Origin of the sequence: Phenylobacterium sp., assembly GCF_041920015.1 — a bacterium.
Classification (GTDB): domain Bacteria; phylum Pseudomonadota; class Alphaproteobacteria; order Caulobacterales; family Caulobacteraceae; genus Phenylobacterium.
This window is the reverse complement of the sequence record NZ_JAYRST010000008.1, coordinates 44795-62453: the sequence shown is the minus strand read 5'-3', so window position 1 is coordinate 62453 and position 17659 is coordinate 44795. Positions and strand designations below refer to the sequence as shown.

Here is a 17659-nt window from a genome sequence, read left to right as displayed (position 1 = left end):
CCCCCCCCCCCCCCCCCCCCCCCCCCCCCCCCCCCCCCCCCCCCCCCCCCCCCCCCCCCCCCCCCCCCCCCCCCCCCCCCCCCCCCCCCCCCCCAGAAATAATAGCGTGTCGCTAGCCTTCGCTATAGTTGACGCCGCTGTAATCGCGCGGAGGGGCATAGCGTTTTGACCCTCCGCGCAATCCACGCAACCTAAGGCTTGGGCTTGTGTATCCGTGCGAGCCAGGCGTTCAGGTCAATTTTGTCGTTGGTCTGCTCGAGCTTGAGCCCCCAGACCTCGCCAGACGCAGTTTTCAGCGTCTGAAGGCAAATGTCCGAAGCGGGCATGGCCTCCACGAGGCGTGTGAAGTCGCGGAGATTGAACTGGGGAAATTCGGTGCTGCCTTGATGTTGATTGTGTAGGCACGCCGCCAACTGATGCTTGCGTTGACGCAGCAGCTGTGAACCCAACTCGCGGCGCGGCTGCTTGACGATGAGTTGCTGTCCGTCGCCGCAGCAAACCAAGCTGACTGTATCCCCCTCGTCGCGGATCAGCACCTGTTGAATGGGGAAATGCTTGCTGAAATCGCCATAGGTCAGCCCAGATATCGTTCCAGTCAGGTTTAGCTTCCTCTGCACTCACGCAAAAGAAGTGCTCGCTGGAAGGCCGGGGTTTGTGAGTGTGATCAGTGAACTCGAGCAAGCGGTCTGCGCTTGAGTAGCGCAGGCATGCAAGGTCACCGGCCTTCATCCAGCGCCGAGCGGCATGGGCGAAGTGCTCGTATGGCAAGTTGAATGCAATCGGCTCGGACGCAATCAATGCAGCAGGAGCCCGGCTCCAGAACGTTGCGCCGTCCCATTTCACAACGATGCGCAGCTCGTCATTGTTGAACGCGAACACCACCGGGCGCCGTGCGCCCGCTTTGGGCAGACGGAGCGTGTTGGCCGCGTCCGCAAATTGGCGACCATCCAGTTTCAATGTGGCGTCGGTGGCGCCCGAAAAAACTTGGGCGCCGACTGCTGATTCGGTAGCCTCTACAATCTGCTGCAGGGGGGCGAGGGACGTGGCCCACAATATATCTTCGAGTTGGTGCATGGCGCACTCCTAGCGCGCCCGCACTCCAACATCGGACGCCTAGTATATAGTGATTTCCGCCGATTTTGTGCACGTGTGCCCTGGCGCGAAGGTCGAGGGGGGATCGTCGGTGGCTCCGTGGCCGCAAAAGTATAGGCCGAGAGCCTTCGAAGATGTTTTGGGTCAGAAAGGCGCCCTGGCTGTCCTCAAGCAGCTCGTGACGGGAGAGCCGACCTCTGTCGCCCTCGTTGGGGCCACAGGTGTTGGCAAGTCGACCTTGGCCCAACTCTATGCGCGGGCGCTTCTTTGCGTCGGGCCGCGGCAGGACGCTAATCCCTGCGGTACGTGCGCCAATTGCCTTGATTGGGCCCGCGGGGAGGCGCCGGGAGAGTATTTCGAGCTACTTCCGAGCGGCCAGCATGCGGTGGCCTTGCGTCGTGTGATCAGCGAGTCTGCAAGCCGCTGGCGAGTGTCGGGAAGGGCTGTTGTGGTCCTCGAAGATGTCGATGAATTGCGCGGGTGGCGGCTGTTTAAGGGCCCCCTAGAAGCCGCTGCAAATGATCGTATTTTCGTCTTCACCGCCGATCATCGCGCGCAGATTCCACTGGAGATCCAGGACCGGCTTCTGATCTTGGAGCTAGGACGTCCATCTAGCTCCGATCTCTATGAGGCCATGTTGCGGGCCTGCGTGGGTGAGGGAGTAAGCTTTGATCACGCCGCCTTGCAGTTGATCGCTTCTGGCGCACGTAATTTTCGTGAGGCGATCGGCGCCGCCGAACGGCTTGCGCGCGGCGGCTCCTTAACCAAGCAGGGCGTTCTTCGTGGCGCCTATCTGGCCAACCTTGCGTGGGTCGAACCCTACTTGGTCGGTCTTGCGAGGGGGGATATCGCCGCGCAGGTCGAAGCATTGCGCAGTTCCACGCTCGGGCCGGCGGCCACTGTTGGCAGTCGGCCGCCGTTACGGGTGGCGCGACCCTTCCGAAGGTAGAGGCGGGGGCCCTTGGCGCGGCGGGACATGGCTTGAAGAGGTCCTTCAGTTGGGTTGGCGTGACGAAGAACTTCCCGGCCACATAGGCCGGGATCAGGTGTCCTTTGCGAATTTCGGTGCGAAGCATCGCCACGCTGATCGGCAGCACGCGGCCAAAGACCGCGACAGCTTCCTCCAGCCGCATGGGAGCATCCAGTTCCCAATCCGCAGGCTCAGGCCGCTCGCGAACGCGCTCTAAGGCGCCCTTCACGGCAGGCGCTCCGGTTGGGTGTATGCGGCCAGAGCGGGGACTGCAGCGGCCGAGGGAGTGGGCTCGAGGAGGGCGATTTGGTTCTTCACCCAGCTATATAGTGATTTACGACGTAAAATAACACGGGGGCCGGAGGGCCTGGCAGCTGGCGGCGGGAGCCCTGAAGCCATGGCTATGAAGGTAGGGCGTCTGACGTCGAGGAGCGGCCAAGTTGACCGGCCTCGTGGGCGCCGTGCGCCACCTCGCGTTCGAGGCGGGATGTGTACCTAAGTGTCGTGCGAATCGCCATTTGGCCTCCTGAGCTCGTAGCTTCGAAGGAGCTCGCGCGGAGTTGCCCTTGGTGGTCGGCGGCCGTGAGCCTTGATCCCTTGAGGGGGCTAGCTCGTCCGGCAGGGCGGGCGCGAGAGGATTCGACGAAAATCTGACGCAAAAGCACGGATGCCGCGGCCCAAGCGGTCGCGGAAACGCGTAATGCCAGCGTCGTGGGACGCTCGGTTTCTGGGGAATATCTGGGGAGCGGAACCGCGGCGGTTCCATAAGGTATTGAAAAGAATGGTGGATGCGACAGGGATTGAACCTGTGACCCCCTCGGTGTGAACGAGGTGCTCTCCCGCTGAGCTACGCATCCGCCGCAGGAAGGGTTGCGCCTATAGCCGCTCGCTTTGCGCCGGGCAAGCGCTGAGAAGCTGGACGCATGCATTTGGCATCTCGTCGAAGTGGTCGACCAGGATGTCGGCGCCCAGCTCGGCCACCGGGATCTCGGTATAGCCGAAGCTGACCAGGATCAGCGGGGTTCTCGCCGCGCGGGCCGCCCCGGCGTCGGTCGAGGCGTCGCCCACCATCACCGCCCGCTCGATCCGCCCGCCGGCCGCCTCGACGGCGCAGATCAGGTGTCGCGCATCGGGCTTGGGGGCGGGGGCGAGGTCCGCGCCGACCACCGCGTCGAAGAAGCGGGCGAGGTCCAGGCGCTCGAGGATCGGGGTCGACAGGCCTGTGAGCTTGTTGGTGCAGACCGCCAGCCGCGCGCCGGCGTCCTTCATGGTCTGCAACGCCGCGATCGTGCCGGGGAAGGGCCGCGTCAGGTCGGCGCTGTGGTCGTTGTAGTGGGCGATGAAGCGCTCGAAGAGTTCGGGCATGCGCTCGGCCGGCGCCGGATGGCCCTGGGCGGCGAAGCCCCGCTCGATCAGCCGCCGGGCGCCGTGGCCGATGAAGGGGCGGGCCTCCTCGACGGGCAGGGGGGCGATCCCCTCCTGCTGCAGGATCACGTTGAGCGTACCGATCAGGTCGGGCGCGGAATCGACCAGGGTGCCGTCGAGATCGAAGGCGATGGTGGCGCCCGCCAGGGCGGTCAGGTCGGTCAAGCGCGTCGCCTCCGTCGAAACCGTTCGCCGTTTCGGCTAAACGCCGGATGATTGCAACACCGCCGACTCGCGAAGGGGACCGCCGATGACCAGACGCGCCGCAGTAATCATGGCCGCCGGCCAGGGCACCCGCATGAAGTCGCCGACGCCCAAGGTGCTGCACAAGGTCGGGGGCCGCGCGATCCTCGACCGGGTGATCGACACCGTGCAGGCCAGCGGCTGCGAGCAGATCGTGGTGGTGGTCGGCGATCACAGTCCGGGCGTGCGGGCCCTGGTCGAGACGCGGCTAGGGCCGGCCGCCGTGGCCGTACAGGACCCGCCGCTGGGCACCGCCCATGCGGTGCTGGCCGCGCGCGAGGCCCTGGCCGGTTTCGACGGCGACGTGCTGGTGCTGAACGGCGACTGCCCGCTTCTGGAGCCGCACGACCTGGAGCCGCTGTTCAAGCTGCGGGCCGAGGGCGCGGCCATGGCGATGCTGGCCTTCGAGCCCGCCGACCCGCTGCTCTACGGCCGGGTGTTGCGCGGGGCGGACGGCCATGTGCTGCGCATCGTCGAGGCGCGCGAGGCCACCGAGCAGGAGCTGTCGGTCAAGGTCTGCAACGCCGGCATGATGGTCGCCGACCGGGCGCGCATGTTCGGCTGGCTCGCCCAGGTGGGAAACGACAACGCCAAGGGCGAGTACTACCTGACCGACATCGTCAAGATCGCCGTGGCCGAGGAGGCGCTGGTCAAGGCCTCAATCGCGCCCGAGAGCGCGGTCATGGGCGCCGACACCGCCCTGCAGCTTTCCCAGGCCGAGGCGATCTTCCAGCAGCGCCGCCGCGCGCACTTCCTGGCGCAAGGCGTGCAGATGCCGGCGCCCGACACCGTGCATTTCAGTTGGGACACCGAGATCGCCACCGCCGCGACGATCGAGCCATTCGTGGTCTTTGCGCCCGGCGTGCGGGTCGAGGCCCAGGCGGTGATCCGGGCCTTCAGCCATCTGGAGGGCGCGCATGTGAAGGCCGGCGCCCTGGTCGGCCCCTACGCCCGTCTGCGGCCGGGTGCGGAGATCGGCGAGGAGGCGCACATCGGCAACTTCGTCGAGGTCAAGAAGGTCAAGGTGGGGCCGGGCGCCAAGGCCAATCACCTGAGCTATCTCGGCGACGGCACGGTCGGGGCCAGGGCCAATCTCGGCGCCGGCACGATCTTCTGCAACTACGACGGCTTCGACAAATACGACACCCATGTGGGGGAGGGGGCCTTCGTCGGCTCCAACTCGGCGCTGGTGGCGCCGGTCACCATCGGCGCGGGCGCCTATACCGGCTCGGGCTCGGTGATCACCCGCGACGTCGCGCCCGACGCGCTTGCCCTGGAGCGCAGCCAGCAGATCGAGAAGCCGGGCTGGGCGGCCAGGTTCCGCGCCTTGAAGCTGGCCAGGAGGGGCGAGAAATAGCATCGCCCAGCGGCGCGGCTTGGCCTATGTGACCGCCATGAGCACTCTCGCAGACGATCAGAAGCGGGCCGCCGGCGAGGCGGCCGCCGCGCTTGTCGAAAACGGCATGACCGTGGGCCTGGGCACGGGCTCGACCGCGGCCTGGTTCGTGAAGGCGCTGGGCGCACGGGGGCTGGATATCGTCGGCGTGCCGACCTCGTTGGCCACCGCCGAACTGGCCCAAAGCCTCGGGATCCGGCTGGGAGAACTGGGCGCGATCACCTCGCTCGACCTGACTGTCGACGGCGCCGACGAGATCGGTCCGGCTCTGTCGCTGATCAAGGGTGGCGGCGCGGCGCTGCTGCGCGAGAAACTGGTCTGGGAGGCCTCCAAACGCTGCGTCGTCATCGCCGACGCCGAAAAGCGTGTTGCGACCCTCGGAAAATTCCCCTTGCCGATCGAGGTGGTCGCCTTCGGGCACGAGACCACCGCCCTGCGCATCTGCGACGCCCTGGCCGAGTGCGATCTCGGGATCGCGCCTCGCCTGCGCATCAAGGACGGCGCCCCGGTGAAAACCGACGGCGGCAACCTCATCTATGACGCAGCTTGCGGGCGTATCGAGGACCCCGCCCAGCTCGCCGAGGCGCTGAAGAGCGTCACCGGCGTGGTCGATCACGGCCTCTTCCTCGACCTGGCGGATATGGCCCTGGTGGGGACGCCCGACGGCGTCGTCGCCCTGGAGCCCTAAGGAGCAGCAAGTTGGGCAAGTACGACTACGACCTCTTCGTCATCGGGGCCGGTTCGGGCGGGGTGCGCGCCGGGCGGCTGGCGGCGCTGAGCGGCGCCAAGGTGGGCCTGGCCGAGGAGCATCGCGTCGGCGGCACCTGCGTCATCCGCGGCTGCGTGCCCAAGAAGTTCATGGTCTACGCCTCGGAATTCTCCAACCAGGCGGCCGTGGCCGAGGGCTATGGCTGGTCGGCCAGCCAGGCGACCTTCGACTGGAAGCGGTTTCTGGAAGCCAAGGACCGCGAGATCGCCCGCCTCTCGGGCATCTACGTCACCAATCTCAGCAATGCTGGCGCCGAGATCGTCCACGCCAAGGCGCGTCTGGCCGACGCCCACACCGTCGAGCTTGAGGGCAAGGGAACGGTCACCGCCGACAAGATCCTGATCGCCACCGGCGGCCGCCCCTGGAAGCCGGACGACTTCCCCGGCGCCGAGCACATCATCACCTCCGAAGAGGCCTTCCACCTGCCCGAACTGCCCAAGCGGGTGTTGGTCGCCGGCGGCGGCTACATCGCCGTGGAGTTCGCGGGCATCTTCGCCGGTCTCGGCGTGGATACGACCCTGGTCTATCGCGGCCCCAACATCCTGCGCGGTTTCGACGACGACGTGCGGACCCACGTGGCCGAGGAGATGAAGAAGCGCGGCGTGAAGATCGTGCTGGGCGCCCAGCACGCCGCCGTCGAAAAGACCGCCACCGGCTATCTCAACCGCATGACTAGCGGCGGCGACATCGAAACCGATCTGGTGATGTTCGCCACCGGCCGGCGGCCCTATGTCGACGGGCTGGGCCTGGAGGCGGCCGGCGTGCGGCTCAATGAGGCCGGCGCTATCGCTGTCGACAAGTTCTCGAAGACCAGCGTCGACAATATCTGGGCCGTGGGCGACGTCACCGACCGGATCAACCTGACCCCGGTGGCCATTCGCGAGGGCGCGGCCTTCGCCCAGACCGAATTCTACGGCAATCCGACCACCTTCGATCACGACATGGTCGCTTCGGCGGTGTTCTCCCAGCCGCCGGTGGGCGCGGTGGGCCTCTCCGAAGCCGAGGCCCGCCATCTTCACGGCAAGGTCGACATCTACCTCTCGCGGTTCCGTCCGATGAAGACGACGTTCTACGGAGGCGACGAGCGGTGCCTGATCAAGCTGGTGGTGGACGCCGCCTCGCAAAAGATCCTGGGCTGCCACGTGGTCGGACCGGACTCCCCGGAGATCATCCAGATGGCGGCCGTCGCCCTGAAGATGGGCGTGACCAAGCCGCAGTGGGACGCGACCTGCGCGGTGCACCCGACCCTGGCCGAGGAACTGGTGACCATGCGCGACAAGTACGTGCCGCAGGGCGCGGCGGCGTGATCCAAACGCCGGCGGCGGGACGCGGCGCCGTCTGGCTGGGGGGCGTCCTCGTCCTCCTCTTTTCGCTGACGCCGCTGGTCGCCTGGCTCGGACCGCTCGGTTTCGCGCCGCTGGCCGCGGTCTGCGGCCTCGCCGCGATCTGGAACCTGCGCATCGGCGAGGCCGACCGGCCGGCGGCCATCGCGATCCTGGTGATGGTCTGCTGGGCCGTGGTCTCGGTCGTGTGGAGCCCGTACCAGCCCGCCAAGCTCGGCGCCTCGACCGCGGCCAAGCTGGTGGCCGAGGCGGTGCTCTACTGGGCGATGTTCCGGGCGGCGGCGTCCGCGGCGCCGGCCTCGCGCGCCCTGGCGCTCAAGGTCCTGGCCTGGGGGCTCGCCGCCTATGGCGTGCTGCTGGTGGTCGAGGCCGCCAGCGGCGCCCTGATCTATCGCAGCCTGCGCCAGGCGATCGGCGATCCCATCCGTCCCGACCTGGCCATCAAGAACGTCGCGCAGGGTTCCTTCGTCCTGGCCGTCCTGGCGCCGGCCGGGGCGCTGGCGGGCTGGCGAGCGGGAGCAGGGGTCTGGCCGGGCCTGCTGATCGGCGCCGGCGTGGTCGCCGCCACCCTGGGCCTGGCCGCCGACGCGCCGACCCTGGCCCTGGTCGCCGGGTTTCTGGCGGGGGCTGCGGCCTATGCCTGGCCGAAGGCGGCGCCCCGCCTGCTCGCCGCCTGCGCGGCCGTCTACTTCCTGGCCATGCCGTGGGTGCTGGCCGCAGGCTGGAAGAGCGGCCTGCTCCAGCAGGTCGAGACCAGGGTCGAGCTCTCCTGGTCGATGCGCCTGGGCTATTGGCGTCATGCGGTGGACTGGACCCGCGACCACCCCTTCCGCGGCTGGGGCCTGGACGCGAGCCGGATGTTCGGTCCCGGCATCACCTTGCATCCGCACAACGGCGCCCTGCAGGTCTGGCTGGAGCTCGGCCTCATCGGCGCCATGGCCGCGGCGGTCTTCTTCGCCGTCGCCATGGCTCGCCAGGCACGGGCTCGCCGGGACCTCGGCGCGGCCGCCGCGGTCGCCGCGGCCAGCGCCTATCTGGTGATGGGCGCGGTCTCCTTCGGCGTCTGGCAGGAATGGTGGCTCGCGGTCGGCGCGCTCGCCGCGACCGCCTGCCTGGCGCTCCAGCGTCCGGGCGTGGCCGAAAGGCCCTAGTCGGCAGCTAAAGTCGGCCTATGTCATCGACTACGCGGGTGTTCTGGGGTTAGAAGCCAGCGGCCTGATCGAGCCGGGCGCGGAGTTGTAGAGCCATGAGCGACCACTGGACCCCTGCTTCCTGGAGGAGCAAGACCGCTAAGCACGTTCCGACCGACTATCCGGACCTGGCGGAGCTGACCAAGGTCGAGCAGGTGCTGCGCGGCATGCCGCCGCTGGTCTTCGCCGGCGAGGCGCGCCGCTTGAAGAGCCTGCTGGGCGAGGTGGCCGAGGGCCGCGCCTTCCTGCTGCAAGGCGGCGACTGCGCCGAGAGCTTCAAGGAATTCCACGCCGACAACATCCGCGACACCTTCCGCCTGATCCTGCAGATGGCGGTGGTGCTGACCTTCGCCGGCGGCAAGCCGGTGGTGAAGGTCGGGCGCATGGCCGGCCAGTTCGCCAAGCCGCGCTCCTCGCCGGTCGAGACGGTGGACGGGGTCGAGCTGCCTTCCTACCGCGGCGACATCATCAACGGCATGGAGTTCGACCCCGGCTCGCGCACGCCCGATCCCCAGCGCCTGCTGCAGGCCTACGGTCAGTCGGCGGCGACGCTCAACCTGCTGCGCGCCTTCGCGGGCGGCGGCTACGCCGACCTCTACAACATCCATCGCTGGACCCTCGGCTTCGTCGCCGACAGCCCCCAGGGCGCGAAGTATCGCGAACTGTCGGAGAAGATCAGCGAAGCCCTGACCTTCATGGCCGCCATCGGCGTCACACCCGAGAGCCAGCCGGACCTGCACCGCGTCGAGTTCTTCACCAGCCACGAGGCCCTGCTGCTGGGTTACGAGGAGGCGCTCACCCGCGTCGATTCCACCTCGGGCGACTGGTACGACACCTCCGCCCACCTGATCTGGATCGGCGAGCGCACCCGCCAGCTCGACGGCGCCCACATCGAATTCTTCCGCGGGGTGAAGAACCCGGTCGGCGTGAAGTGCGGCCCGACCATGGAGCCGGATGACCTGCTGCGTCTCATCGACGCCCTGAACCCGAAGAACGAGCCGGGACGCCTCACGCTCTATGGCCGCTTCGGCCACGACAAGATCGCCGAGCGCCTGCCGCGCCTGCTCCAGGCCACCAAGGCGGCGGGCCGTTCGGTGGTGTGGGCCATCGACCCGATGCACGGCAACACCCTGACCGCGGCCAATGGCTACAAGACCCGGCCGTTCGACCGCATCCTCTCGGAGGTGCGCAGCTTCGTGCAGATCGCCGTATCCCAGGGCGTCCATCCGGGCGGCGTGCACCTGGAGATGACCGGCCAGAACGTCACCGAATGCCTGGGCGGCGCGCGCGCCCTGACCGAGGGCGATTTGGCCGACCGCTACCACACCCACTGCGACCCGCGCCTCAATGGCGAGCAGGCGCTGGAACTGGCCTTCCTGGTGGCCGAAAAGCTCAAGGAAGAGCGGCTGGAAGCGGCCCTGCGCGCGGCGGTCTAAAGCCCTTGCAGGTTTAGGGCCTGGCGCACCGTCAGGCTTCGCAGTTCTTTGAAAATCGGTGGGACCATGGCCGATCCGGCCCAGGCGGCCCTTCCTTCCGAAGGGCGCGAAATCGACGTTGTGCGCAAGGAGGCCGGCGAGCTTTGGCGGCTCTCCTGGCCCGTCGTCCTGTCGCGCCTGGGCATCATGGTCATGGGCCTGTCCGACGCCATCGTGGTGGGCCGGTTCTCGGCGACCCAGCTCGGCTATCACGCCCTGGCCTGGGCGCCGACCAGCGTGGTGGTGACCATGTGCGTGGGCCTGCTGACCGGGGTCCAGGTGATGACCGCCCGGCGGATCGGGGAGGGGCGGCGTGAGATGACCGGCGCGGTGCTGCGCCGCGGCCTGATCTACGCCTTCTGGATCGGCGCTGTCTCGACCGCGGTCACCCTGGCGGGCGGGCCGGGCTTCCTGCATCTGCTGAGGCTGGAGCAGGACCTCGCCGACGGCGCGGCCAAGGCCATGCTGATCTTCGCCCTTTCGCTGCCCGGCTATGCGTTCAGCGTCGCCGCCAGCTTCTGGCTGGAGGGGTTGGGCAAGCCCAAGCCCGGGGCGGTGATGATGTGGGTGGCCAATGGCGTCAATCTGGCGCTCCTGCTGCTCCTCGTGCCGGGAACCTTCGGCCTGCCGGCGCTGGGCGCGGTCGGCGGGGCCTGGGCGACGACGGGCGCGCGCACCTTCCTGGCGCTGGCCTTCCTCGTCTACATCTGGCGCCTGCCCGAGGCCCGCACGCTCGGCGTGTTCGACAAGCCCGAGCGCGACCGGCCTTCGGAAGTGGAGCAGCGCCGTATCGGCTATGGCGCGGGCGCCTCCAACTTCTTCGAGGTGGCGGCCTTCGCCTCGATGAACGTCTTCGCCGGCTGGATGGGCGGATTGTCGGTCGCCGCCTGGGCGGTGGTGCTGAACGTGGCGGCGATCATCTTCATGGTGCCGCTCGGCCTTTCGACCGGGACCGCCGTCATGGTCGGCCGCGCCTATGGCGCGCGCGATGGCCGCGGCGTGACGCGGGCGGGGTTGATCGGGTTCGGGGTCACCGCCGCCTTCGGCCTGGTCATCTCGGTGGTGATCTGGCCCAGCGCCGGCTTGATCAGCCAGGCCTACACCTCCGATCCGCAGGTCATCGCCATGGCCTCGGCGGCGCTCGTCCTCTCCTGCCTGTTCTTCCTGGTCGACGCGCTGCAGGTGGTGATCGCCCAGGCGCTGCGGGCGCGGGGAGACGTCTGGCTGCCGACCTTCACCCATATGACCAGCTATGTGCTGGTGATGATGCCGCTGGCCTGGTTCCTGGCGGTCCACCTGAAGATCGGCCTCAACGGCATCGTCTGGGCGGTGATCGTCGCCTCGTTCCTGTCGGCCGGTCTCCTGGGCGCGCGCTTCGCCCTGCTGGCGCGCCGCCGGTTGTAGCCGAACTATTTTTCGCGCGGTGAACCCCGGATTCACGCTGATCTGCGAGGGTCCGCGCCATGGCCGTTCAGACCAAGATCCTTGCGCGCATCCTGCTTGTCCTGGCCGCCGCCGTGTGCGCCATAGGCATGATCACACCCTCGCTGCAGGGCGTCGAAAAGGCCTTCGTCCCGGCCGACAAGGCCGCGCACTTCATCGCCTTCTACGGGCTGACCGCGCTGATGATGGCCGCGTTCCCCAAGAACCGGCGGCTTGAGATCGCCCTGGCCGCGGTGCTGATGGGCGGGGCGATGGAGATCGCTCAGATGTTCACCCATCGCGGCGTGAGCTTCGGCGACCTGGCCGCGGACGCGGCCGGCGCCTTCGCGGTCTGGGCTCCGATGTGGCTGCAATCGTTGCGCAGCCCGCCGGGGATCGAGCGCCGCCGCCGCGCCAGCGACGCCGTGAAGACGGCGGTCTAGGCTTCGACCCCCAGGATCCAGCCTTCCTCGGTCTCGGCGTCGATCACCGTGTCGGCGGCCGAGTTGGTCGCGGCGAAGATCGCGCCCAGCTTGCCGGTCTCGTCCAACCGCGCGAAATGCTCGGCGGTGACGCGCACCTGGGCCTGGTCCTTGATCTCGCCCGGCTGAGGCTGGGCCTTGTAGAGCGAGGGATAGACCTCGGCCACCACCACCTCGACGCCGGCGAGGTCGGCCTCGGTCAGGGCCTTGAAGCCGCCCTCGAACGGCCAGACCTTTACCGCCTCGCCGCGCGCCAGCTTCAGCCGCCGCACCGCCGGGACGCCCAGGATCGCCTGGCCGCCGACCGAGCCATTGTAATAGAGCTTCCAGATCGAGGCCGCGCCCTTGGCCGCCAGGTCCGTATGTCGGAACTCCGGCAGGTCGTCAGGCCCATGCGCGCGGGGGCGCTTCGGCTGCAGCGTGGTCAGGGCGTCCTTCGGCGGGCAACCCCAGAACGGGAAGGGGCCGCCGGTCAGCCGGCGGTTGATCTCCGACCCGACGCCGAAGCGGTTGTTGGTGTTGTCGGCCTTGTCCTTGACCATCTTGTCGAGCTGGTCCCAGACCGCGCGCCAGGGCTGATCGCCGGGCAGGTTCAGCGCCTTGGCCAGGCCGCGCGGGAAGCCGAGCGGGAAGTCGAAACCGACCAGGGCGCGCTCGCCGCGCTTCCTGAAGTCGTCGAGAATCTCGCCGAGCTTCTTCTCGGCCTCGGCGCGGGTCGGCGGGTTGAAGGCCTCGAAGGTCAGGCGGAAGCGCAGGTCGCGCTTCATCACGCCGATCCAGACGGAGTCCGGCCCGGTCGCCGGCTTGGCCGCGGCGCTCCAGTCGACGATCACATAGGCGCTGAAGAGACGGGACACAGAAGACTCCGCAAGACTGACCCCAGGCTTTTAGCGGCTCGCCCCCGCCGGGCCAACGGGAGGTTACGTCGATCGCGCCTCCAGGCGCCCAGGTGGCGCGCCCCTCCGGTTCCGTGTTAGGCGCGCGGTGAACTGGTCGGGAGCTGAGTCATGGGCGAAATCCTGCGAGCTGGCGTGATCGGCGCCGGCGTTTTCGGCGGCCACCATGCTCGAAAATACGCCGCAGCGCCGGATGTGGTGCTGTCGGCGGTGCTGGACACCCATCATCCCGACCGCGCCGCGGCCCTGGCCGTGCCGCTCGGCGGGCGCGCCTTTCACCGACTGGACGAGTTTCTTCAGACGGTGGATGTGGTCACCGTGGCCTCGCCGGCCAGCGTCCATGTCGAAGGCGCCCTGGCGGCCCTGAAGGCGGGCAAGCCGGTCTATGTCGAAAAGCCCATCGCCATCAGCCTGGCCGACGCCGAGGCGATCATGGCCGAGGCCGCCCGGCGGAACCTAGTCGTCGCCTGCGGTCACCAGGAGCGGGTGGTGTTCCAGGCCATGGGCCTGTTCGACATTCCCGAGCAGCCGCTGCGCCTGGAATCGGTGCGCCATGGCACGCCGTCCGAGCGGAGCCTCGACGTCTCGGTCGTGCTCGACCTGATGATCCACGACCTGGACCTCGCCCTGTCGCTCTCTACCGCCGAGCCGCTGGCCGTCGAGGCGGAAGGAACGGTCGATTTCTCCGGTGGTTGGGACCAGGCCCGCGCCGAGGTCACTTTCGACGACGGCTTCACCGCCATCTTCGATTCCTCTCGCATGGCGCCCGAGCGCAAGCGCAGCATGAAGCTGGTCTATCCGTCCGGCGAGGTGGAGATCGACTTCATCAGCCGCGCCTTCCGCAACACCACCGGTTTCCCGCTCAACGCCGACTATGCCGATACCCCGGCGGTGCAGGACACCCTGGCCACCAGCGTCGCCGGCTTCCTGGCGGCCGTGCGCGGCCAAGCGCCTCGCCCGATCGTGACCGCCCGCGAGGCCACACGCGCGCTCGATCTGGCTTTGGGCGTGGAACGGGCGCTGGAGGATCGCAGTTAGGGCACCAGAGCAAAATCCGATCCGACTGGATCGGATTTTGCTCAAGACTCTTTGAATTTAGAGCATTTTCTGCGCCGAACCGGTATCCACTTCGGCGGAAAATGCTCTAGGCTGGGCCTTCCAGCGGGAGCACGGCCATGACCAAGTTCGCCTACGATTTCGAGTTCCTCACCATCGACGGCGGCCACCTGCCGCTCGAAACCTTCCGCGACAAGGTCGTGCTGGTGGTCAACACCGCCTCGCGATGCGGCCTGACCCCGCAGTACGACGGGCTCGAGAAGCTCTATTCGGACTATCGCGATCAGGGCCTCGTCGTCCTGGGCGTGCCCTGCAACCAGTTCGCGGGCCAGGAGCCGGGCACCGAAAGCGAGATCAAGAGCTTCTGCGAAACCCGCTTCGCCGTCGATTTCCCCCTGACCGGCAAGACCGACGTGAAGGGCGAGAGCGCCCATCCGTTCTACAAGTGGGCCAAGGAGGTCCTGGGCGAACCGGCCGAGCCGGCCTGGAACTTCCACAAGTTGCTGGTGGGTCGGGACGGCAAGCTTATCGGCGCGTTCGGATCGCGCACGGAACCCTTGGCCGACGAGGTGGTCGGCGCGATCAAGGCGGCGCTGTAGACGCAGCGTGCGCACCGTCGGACTGCTCGGCGGCATGAGCGCCGAGAGCACCACCTATTACTATCAGGCCATGAACCGCCTGGTGCGCGAGCGCCTGGGCGGCCTGCATTCCATCCAACTCCTGATGTGGTCGGTAGACTTCGCGCCCATCGCGCAAATGCAGGCCGATGGAGACTGGAACCGGGCAGGGGAGGTGTTGGCCCAGGCCGCCCAGCGGCTGGAACGCGCCGGCGCCGAGGCGATCATGATCGGCGCCAACACCATGCACCTCGTCGCCGACCAGGTGCAGGCGGCGATCGGCGTTCCCCTGCTGCACATCTGCGATGCGACGGCCGATGCGGTGAAAGCCGCCGGTTGCTCGCGCCCGCTGCTGCTGGCCACGCGTTTTACGATGGAAAAGCCGTTCTATCGCGAGCGGTTGGGGGCCAGCGGCGTCGAGGCGTCGATCCCCGGCGAGGCCGACCGCGAGCGTCTGCACGCCATCATCTATGACGAGCTCTGCCAGGGCGTCGTCTCGACCGCGTCGAAGGCCGAGGTGCTGGCGATGATCGCCCGCGCGGGCGACGCCGACAGCGTCATCTTCGGTTGCACCGAGATTGGGTTGCTGCTTGCGCCCGATGACGTATCCGCGCCGGTGATCGACACCGCGCTCGTCCATGCCGCAGCCGGCGTGGACTTCGCCCTGGGCTGAGGTTCAGACCAGCCGCTCGTCGTCGTCCAGGTGGAACGGCGGTTCATCCTCGTCATCGTCATCCTGGGCCGGCGGCGCTGGGCGCAGAGGGCTCGGCGCGTCGTCCACCCGGGGCGCTACCGGCCGGCGCAGCACCGCCTCGGACCGGGCCAGCCAGTGGTTGGCTTCCTGCATCGCCTCGGCTGGAGGGGTCGATCCGCGGCGCGTCTCGTCGCCAGCCAACCACAGGTCGAGGTCGAAGTCGGGATAGTGCGGATCATCGAAGATCAGCCGCAGCGTCACCCGCGCGGCATGCTCTACGGTCTGGTCGAGCGCCCGGCGCGGCTCTCCGCGATAGGCCCTCGCCAGCACCTGGCCGTCGACGATCAGTTCGGCGCCCATCAGTTCGTCCAGGCGGTAGACCAGCATCCAGCCGCCGGCGTCCCACGCGACGGCGGCCAGGCCGGTGGAAAAGTTGAAGCCGGCGGCGCGCCCGCGGCCGCGGGCCAGGATCATCGCCTCCGGCGGTCCCCTCAGCACGCGCTTCAGGTTGCGACGCACGCGGCGCTCCTCGTTGAGCAGCCACGCCGCCAGGCTGCCCAGGAGCGTGACGGCCAGCCCCGCCAGGGCGAGCATCAGCAGGAGCCTCGGCCATTCGTTCATGGCGCGACGCTAACGCTGTTCGGCCGGGGCGAGAAGTCGCCCATGGACGGGCGAGCCGCCGCGCGCCTAGTGTTTATGCGAGCGGGGGCGCTCAACCGGGCGCAAGCCCTCAAGACGGGTTAGGAGTACGAGATGGGTCTGCTGGACAGCATTCTGGGCGCTGCGGGCGGCGGAGGCGGCGCGGCCGGCGCGCTGGGCGAACTTCTGGGCGCGCAGGAAGGAGGCCTCGGCGGCCTGATCGGCGCCTTCGAAAAGAGCGGCCTGGGCGGTGTGGCGGCATCCTGGGTCGGAAAGGGCGAGAACCTGCCGATCAGCGCCGAGCAGATCGAGACCGTATTGTCCTCGGGCATGATCGCCGATTTCGCGGCCAAGCTGGGCGTCGATCCCAAGCAGGCGGCTGGAACCTTGGCGCAGATCCTCCCGCAGGTGATCGATCAGCTCACGCCGGACGGCCATGCCCAGGGCGGAGCGCTCGGCGGCGCTCTTGGCGGGCTCGGCGGCCTGCTCGGAAGGCTGCGGGGCTAAAGCTCGCTCCACCAGCGGCGCATCCTCTTCAGGATGCGCCAACTGAGGAAGATCACGCCGACCGCCCCCAGCGCCAGGATCGCCGCGACCGCGATGGCGATGTGCGGTTGGCTGAGCACAAGCCAAAGGCCGCCTGCGGTGGCCACGTCCTCGAAGCCGCTGACGGCGATGTTGCTGACCGGCTCGGGACTGGTGTTGACCGCCGCTCGCGCGCCGGCCTTGGCGCTGTGGCTCAGCAGGGCTGCGCCGCCGCCGAGCAGGAAGGCTGCGACCTGCCAGGCCGGGTCCTGGGCGTCCACGACCGCCAGCGCCAGCAGGGCTCCGCCGATGGGGCGGATCAGGGTGTGGGCCCCGTCCCAGAGGCTGTCGAGCCACATCACCTTGTCGGCCAGCAGTTCGGCGATCGCGCCCAGGGCGGCGATCCCGATCACCCAGGGATTGGCCAGGGCGTCCAGCGCCTGAATCTTCTGCGGCAGGTCGAGAAGGCCGTAGCGCATGGCCAAGCCCGCCGCGGCGATGCAGGCGTAGAGCCGCCACCCCGCCAGGAAGCTCAGGCTCGCCGCAACTCCGACCAGTTCGACTGCGCCCATGCGGCATCCTCCCGCCAGCTCCCGTGGCCAAGGCTAACGCTCAATGGCCGGCCCGAGAAGGGTCAGAGAAGGGTTAGAGATCGAGTTCGACCATCACCGGCACGTGGTCGGAGGGCTTTTCCCAGGCGCGCACGTCCTTGTGGATCACGCAGGCGCGTAGCAGATCGGCGGCCTGGGGCGAGAGCAGGGCGTGGTCGATGCGGATGCCGTTGTTCTTCTGCCAGGCGCCGGCCTGATAGTCCCAGAAGGTGTAGGCGCCCTCGTGGCCGTCTATGGCCATGAACGCCTCGGTGAAGCCCAGCCATTGCAGCGCCCGGAACGCCTCGCGGCTCTGCGGCTGGAAGAGCGCGTCGCCCACCCAGTCCTGGGGGCGGGCGGCGTCGCGCGCCTCGGGAATCACGTTGTAGTCGCCCATCAGGGCCAGCGGTTCCTCATAGGTCAGCAGGCCGCGTGCATGGACCTTGAGGCGCTCCATCCAGGCCAGCTTGTAGCCGAACTTCTCGGTCTCGACCGGATTGCCGTTGGGCAGGTAGATCGACGCCACCCGAACCGGGCGCTCCCCGCCGACCACCGCCTCGATATAGCGGGCTTGTTCGTCGGTTTCGTCGCCCGGCAAGCCGCGCCGCACGTCTTCCAGCGGCGTCTTCGAGAGCAGGGCCACGCCGTTGTAGGACTTCTGCCCATGCACCGCGACGTTGTAGCCCAGCCGCTCGAACGCCTCGGCCGGGAACTTCTCGTCCACGCACTTGATCTCCTGCAGGCAGGCGACGTCGGGAGATGTCTCCCCGAACCAGCGCAGGACGGTTTCCAGGCGGGCGTTGACGGAATTGACGTTCCAGGTGGCGATACGCAT

General features: G+C 68.3%; 18 protein-coding genes and 1 tRNA gene. 12 read left to right on the top strand and 7 right to left on the bottom strand.

What is annotated here, in order from left to right:
• Window positions 1-191 precede the first annotated feature (191 nt).
• Window positions 192-617, bottom strand: coding sequence for a hypothetical protein (locus tag ACE3TL_RS03385; RefSeq protein ID WP_374577307.1), 426 nt, complete (start codon window positions 615-617; stop codon window positions 192-194).
• Between the two features lie 866 nt (window positions 618-1483).
• On the opposite strand from ACE3TL_RS03385, the gene ACE3TL_RS03380 reads away from it, so the two are divergent.
• Complete coding sequence (locus ACE3TL_RS03380) at window positions 1484-2041, top strand: hypothetical protein (RefSeq protein WP_374577305.1); 558 nt, start codon at window positions 1484-1486, stop codon at window positions 2039-2041.
• Window positions 2042-2844: 803 nt separating this feature from the next.
• Here the strand turns inward: ACE3TL_RS03380 and ACE3TL_RS03375 are convergent.
• Window positions 2845-2919 (bottom strand) — tRNA-Val (locus ACE3TL_RS03375).
• A 19-nt stretch (window positions 2920-2938) separates the two neighbouring features.
• Window positions 2939-3652: a phosphoglycolate phosphatase gene (gph, locus tag ACE3TL_RS03370; protein ID WP_374577304.1), complete on the bottom strand. Its 714-nt coding sequence runs from the start codon at window positions 3650-3652 to the stop codon at window positions 2939-2941.
• Between the two features lie 85 nt (window positions 3653-3737).
• Here gph and glmU point away from each other — a divergent pair, with 85 nt between their 5' ends.
• From glmU to ACE3TL_RS03335, 7 genes are all read left to right on the top strand, one after another.
• On the top strand, window positions 3738-5087 hold the full coding sequence (gene glmU, locus ACE3TL_RS03365) for a bifunctional UDP-N-acetylglucosamine diphosphorylase/glucosamine-1-phosphate N-acetyltransferase GlmU (RefSeq protein WP_374577302.1): 1350 nt from the start codon (window positions 3738-3740) through the stop codon (window positions 5085-5087).
• A gap of 37 nt (window positions 5088-5124) precedes the next feature.
• Window positions 5125-5814, top strand: coding sequence for a ribose-5-phosphate isomerase RpiA (gene rpiA, locus ACE3TL_RS03360; protein WP_374577300.1), 690 nt, complete (start codon window positions 5125-5127; stop codon window positions 5812-5814).
• 11 nt (window positions 5815-5825) lie between these two features.
• On the top strand, window positions 5826-7202 hold the full coding sequence (gene gor / locus ACE3TL_RS03355; protein WP_374577299.1) for a glutathione-disulfide reductase: 1377 nt from the start codon (window positions 5826-5828) through the stop codon (window positions 7200-7202).
• Window positions 7199-8389, top strand: coding sequence for an O-antigen ligase family protein (locus ACE3TL_RS03350; protein ID WP_374577297.1), 1191 nt, complete (start codon window positions 7199-7201; stop codon window positions 8387-8389). The genes gor and ACE3TL_RS03350 overlap by 4 nt, the downstream gene beginning before the upstream one ends.
• Window positions 8390-8484: 95 nt before the next feature.
• Window positions 8485-9864 carry a class II 3-deoxy-7-phosphoheptulonate synthase gene (locus ACE3TL_RS03345; RefSeq protein ID WP_374577295.1) on the top strand — a complete coding sequence of 460 codons (1380 nt, stop codon included), beginning with the start codon at window positions 8485-8487 and terminating at the stop codon, window positions 9862-9864.
• Between the two features lie 66 nt (window positions 9865-9930).
• Window positions 9931-11307: an MATE family efflux transporter gene (locus ACE3TL_RS03340; RefSeq protein WP_374577294.1), complete on the top strand. Its 1377-nt coding sequence runs from the start codon at window positions 9931-9933 to the stop codon at window positions 11305-11307.
• Window positions 11308-11366: 59 nt separating this feature from the next.
• The gene (locus tag ACE3TL_RS03335) at window positions 11367-11768 is read left to right on the top strand and encodes a VanZ family protein (protein ID WP_374577292.1); all 402 of its coding nucleotides are present in this window, start codon (window positions 11367-11369) and stop codon (window positions 11766-11768) included.
• Here the strand turns inward: ACE3TL_RS03335 and ACE3TL_RS03330 are convergent.
• Complete coding sequence (locus tag ACE3TL_RS03330) at window positions 11765-12664, bottom strand: cobalamin biosynthesis protein CbiG (RefSeq protein WP_374577291.1); 900 nt, start codon at window positions 12662-12664, stop codon at window positions 11765-11767. The genes ACE3TL_RS03335 and ACE3TL_RS03330 overlap by 4 nt on opposite strands.
• Before the next feature lie 150 nt (window positions 12665-12814).
• Between ACE3TL_RS03330 and ACE3TL_RS03325 the strand changes: the two genes are divergently transcribed.
• The 3 genes from ACE3TL_RS03325 to ACE3TL_RS03315 all read left to right on the top strand — a co-directional run bounded on the left by ACE3TL_RS03325 (window position 12815) and on the right by ACE3TL_RS03315 (window position 15049).
• Window positions 12815-13741 carry a Gfo/Idh/MocA family protein gene (locus ACE3TL_RS03325; RefSeq protein ID WP_374577290.1) on the top strand — a complete coding sequence of 309 codons (927 nt, stop codon included), beginning with the start codon at window positions 12815-12817 and terminating at the stop codon, window positions 13739-13741.
• A gap of 137 nt (window positions 13742-13878) precedes the next feature.
• Complete coding sequence (locus ACE3TL_RS03320) at window positions 13879-14358, top strand: glutathione peroxidase (RefSeq protein ID WP_374577288.1); 480 nt, start codon at window positions 13879-13881, stop codon at window positions 14356-14358.
• 7 nt (window positions 14359-14365) lie between these two features.
• Complete coding sequence (locus ACE3TL_RS03315) at window positions 14366-15049, top strand: aspartate/glutamate racemase family protein (RefSeq protein WP_374577286.1); 684 nt, start codon at window positions 14366-14368, stop codon at window positions 15047-15049.
• A 3-nt stretch (window positions 15050-15052) separates the two neighbouring features.
• Here the strand turns inward: ACE3TL_RS03315 and ACE3TL_RS03310 are convergent, their stop codons facing one another.
• Complete coding sequence (locus ACE3TL_RS03310; RefSeq protein WP_374577285.1) at window positions 15053-15691, bottom strand: hypothetical protein; 639 nt, start codon at window positions 15689-15691, stop codon at window positions 15053-15055.
• 132 nt (window positions 15692-15823) lie between these two features.
• Here ACE3TL_RS03310 and ACE3TL_RS03305 point away from each other — a divergent pair, with 132 nt between their 5' ends.
• Window positions 15824-16216 (top strand): YidB family protein, encoded by a 393-nt coding sequence (locus ACE3TL_RS03305; RefSeq protein WP_374577284.1) that lies wholly within the window; start codon window positions 15824-15826, stop codon window positions 16214-16216.
• On the opposite strand, the gene ACE3TL_RS03300 is transcribed toward ACE3TL_RS03305, so the two are convergent.
• Both ACE3TL_RS03300 and xth read right to left on the bottom strand, forming a co-directional pair.
• On the bottom strand, window positions 16213-16806 hold the full coding sequence (locus ACE3TL_RS03300) for a DUF4126 domain-containing protein (protein WP_374577283.1): 594 nt from the start codon (window positions 16804-16806) through the stop codon (window positions 16213-16215). The genes ACE3TL_RS03305 and ACE3TL_RS03300 overlap by 4 nt on opposite strands.
• Window positions 16807-16879: 73 nt before the next feature.
• Window positions 16880-17659, bottom strand: coding sequence for an exodeoxyribonuclease III (gene xth, locus ACE3TL_RS03295; protein ID WP_374577282.1), 780 nt, complete (start codon window positions 17657-17659; stop codon window positions 16880-16882).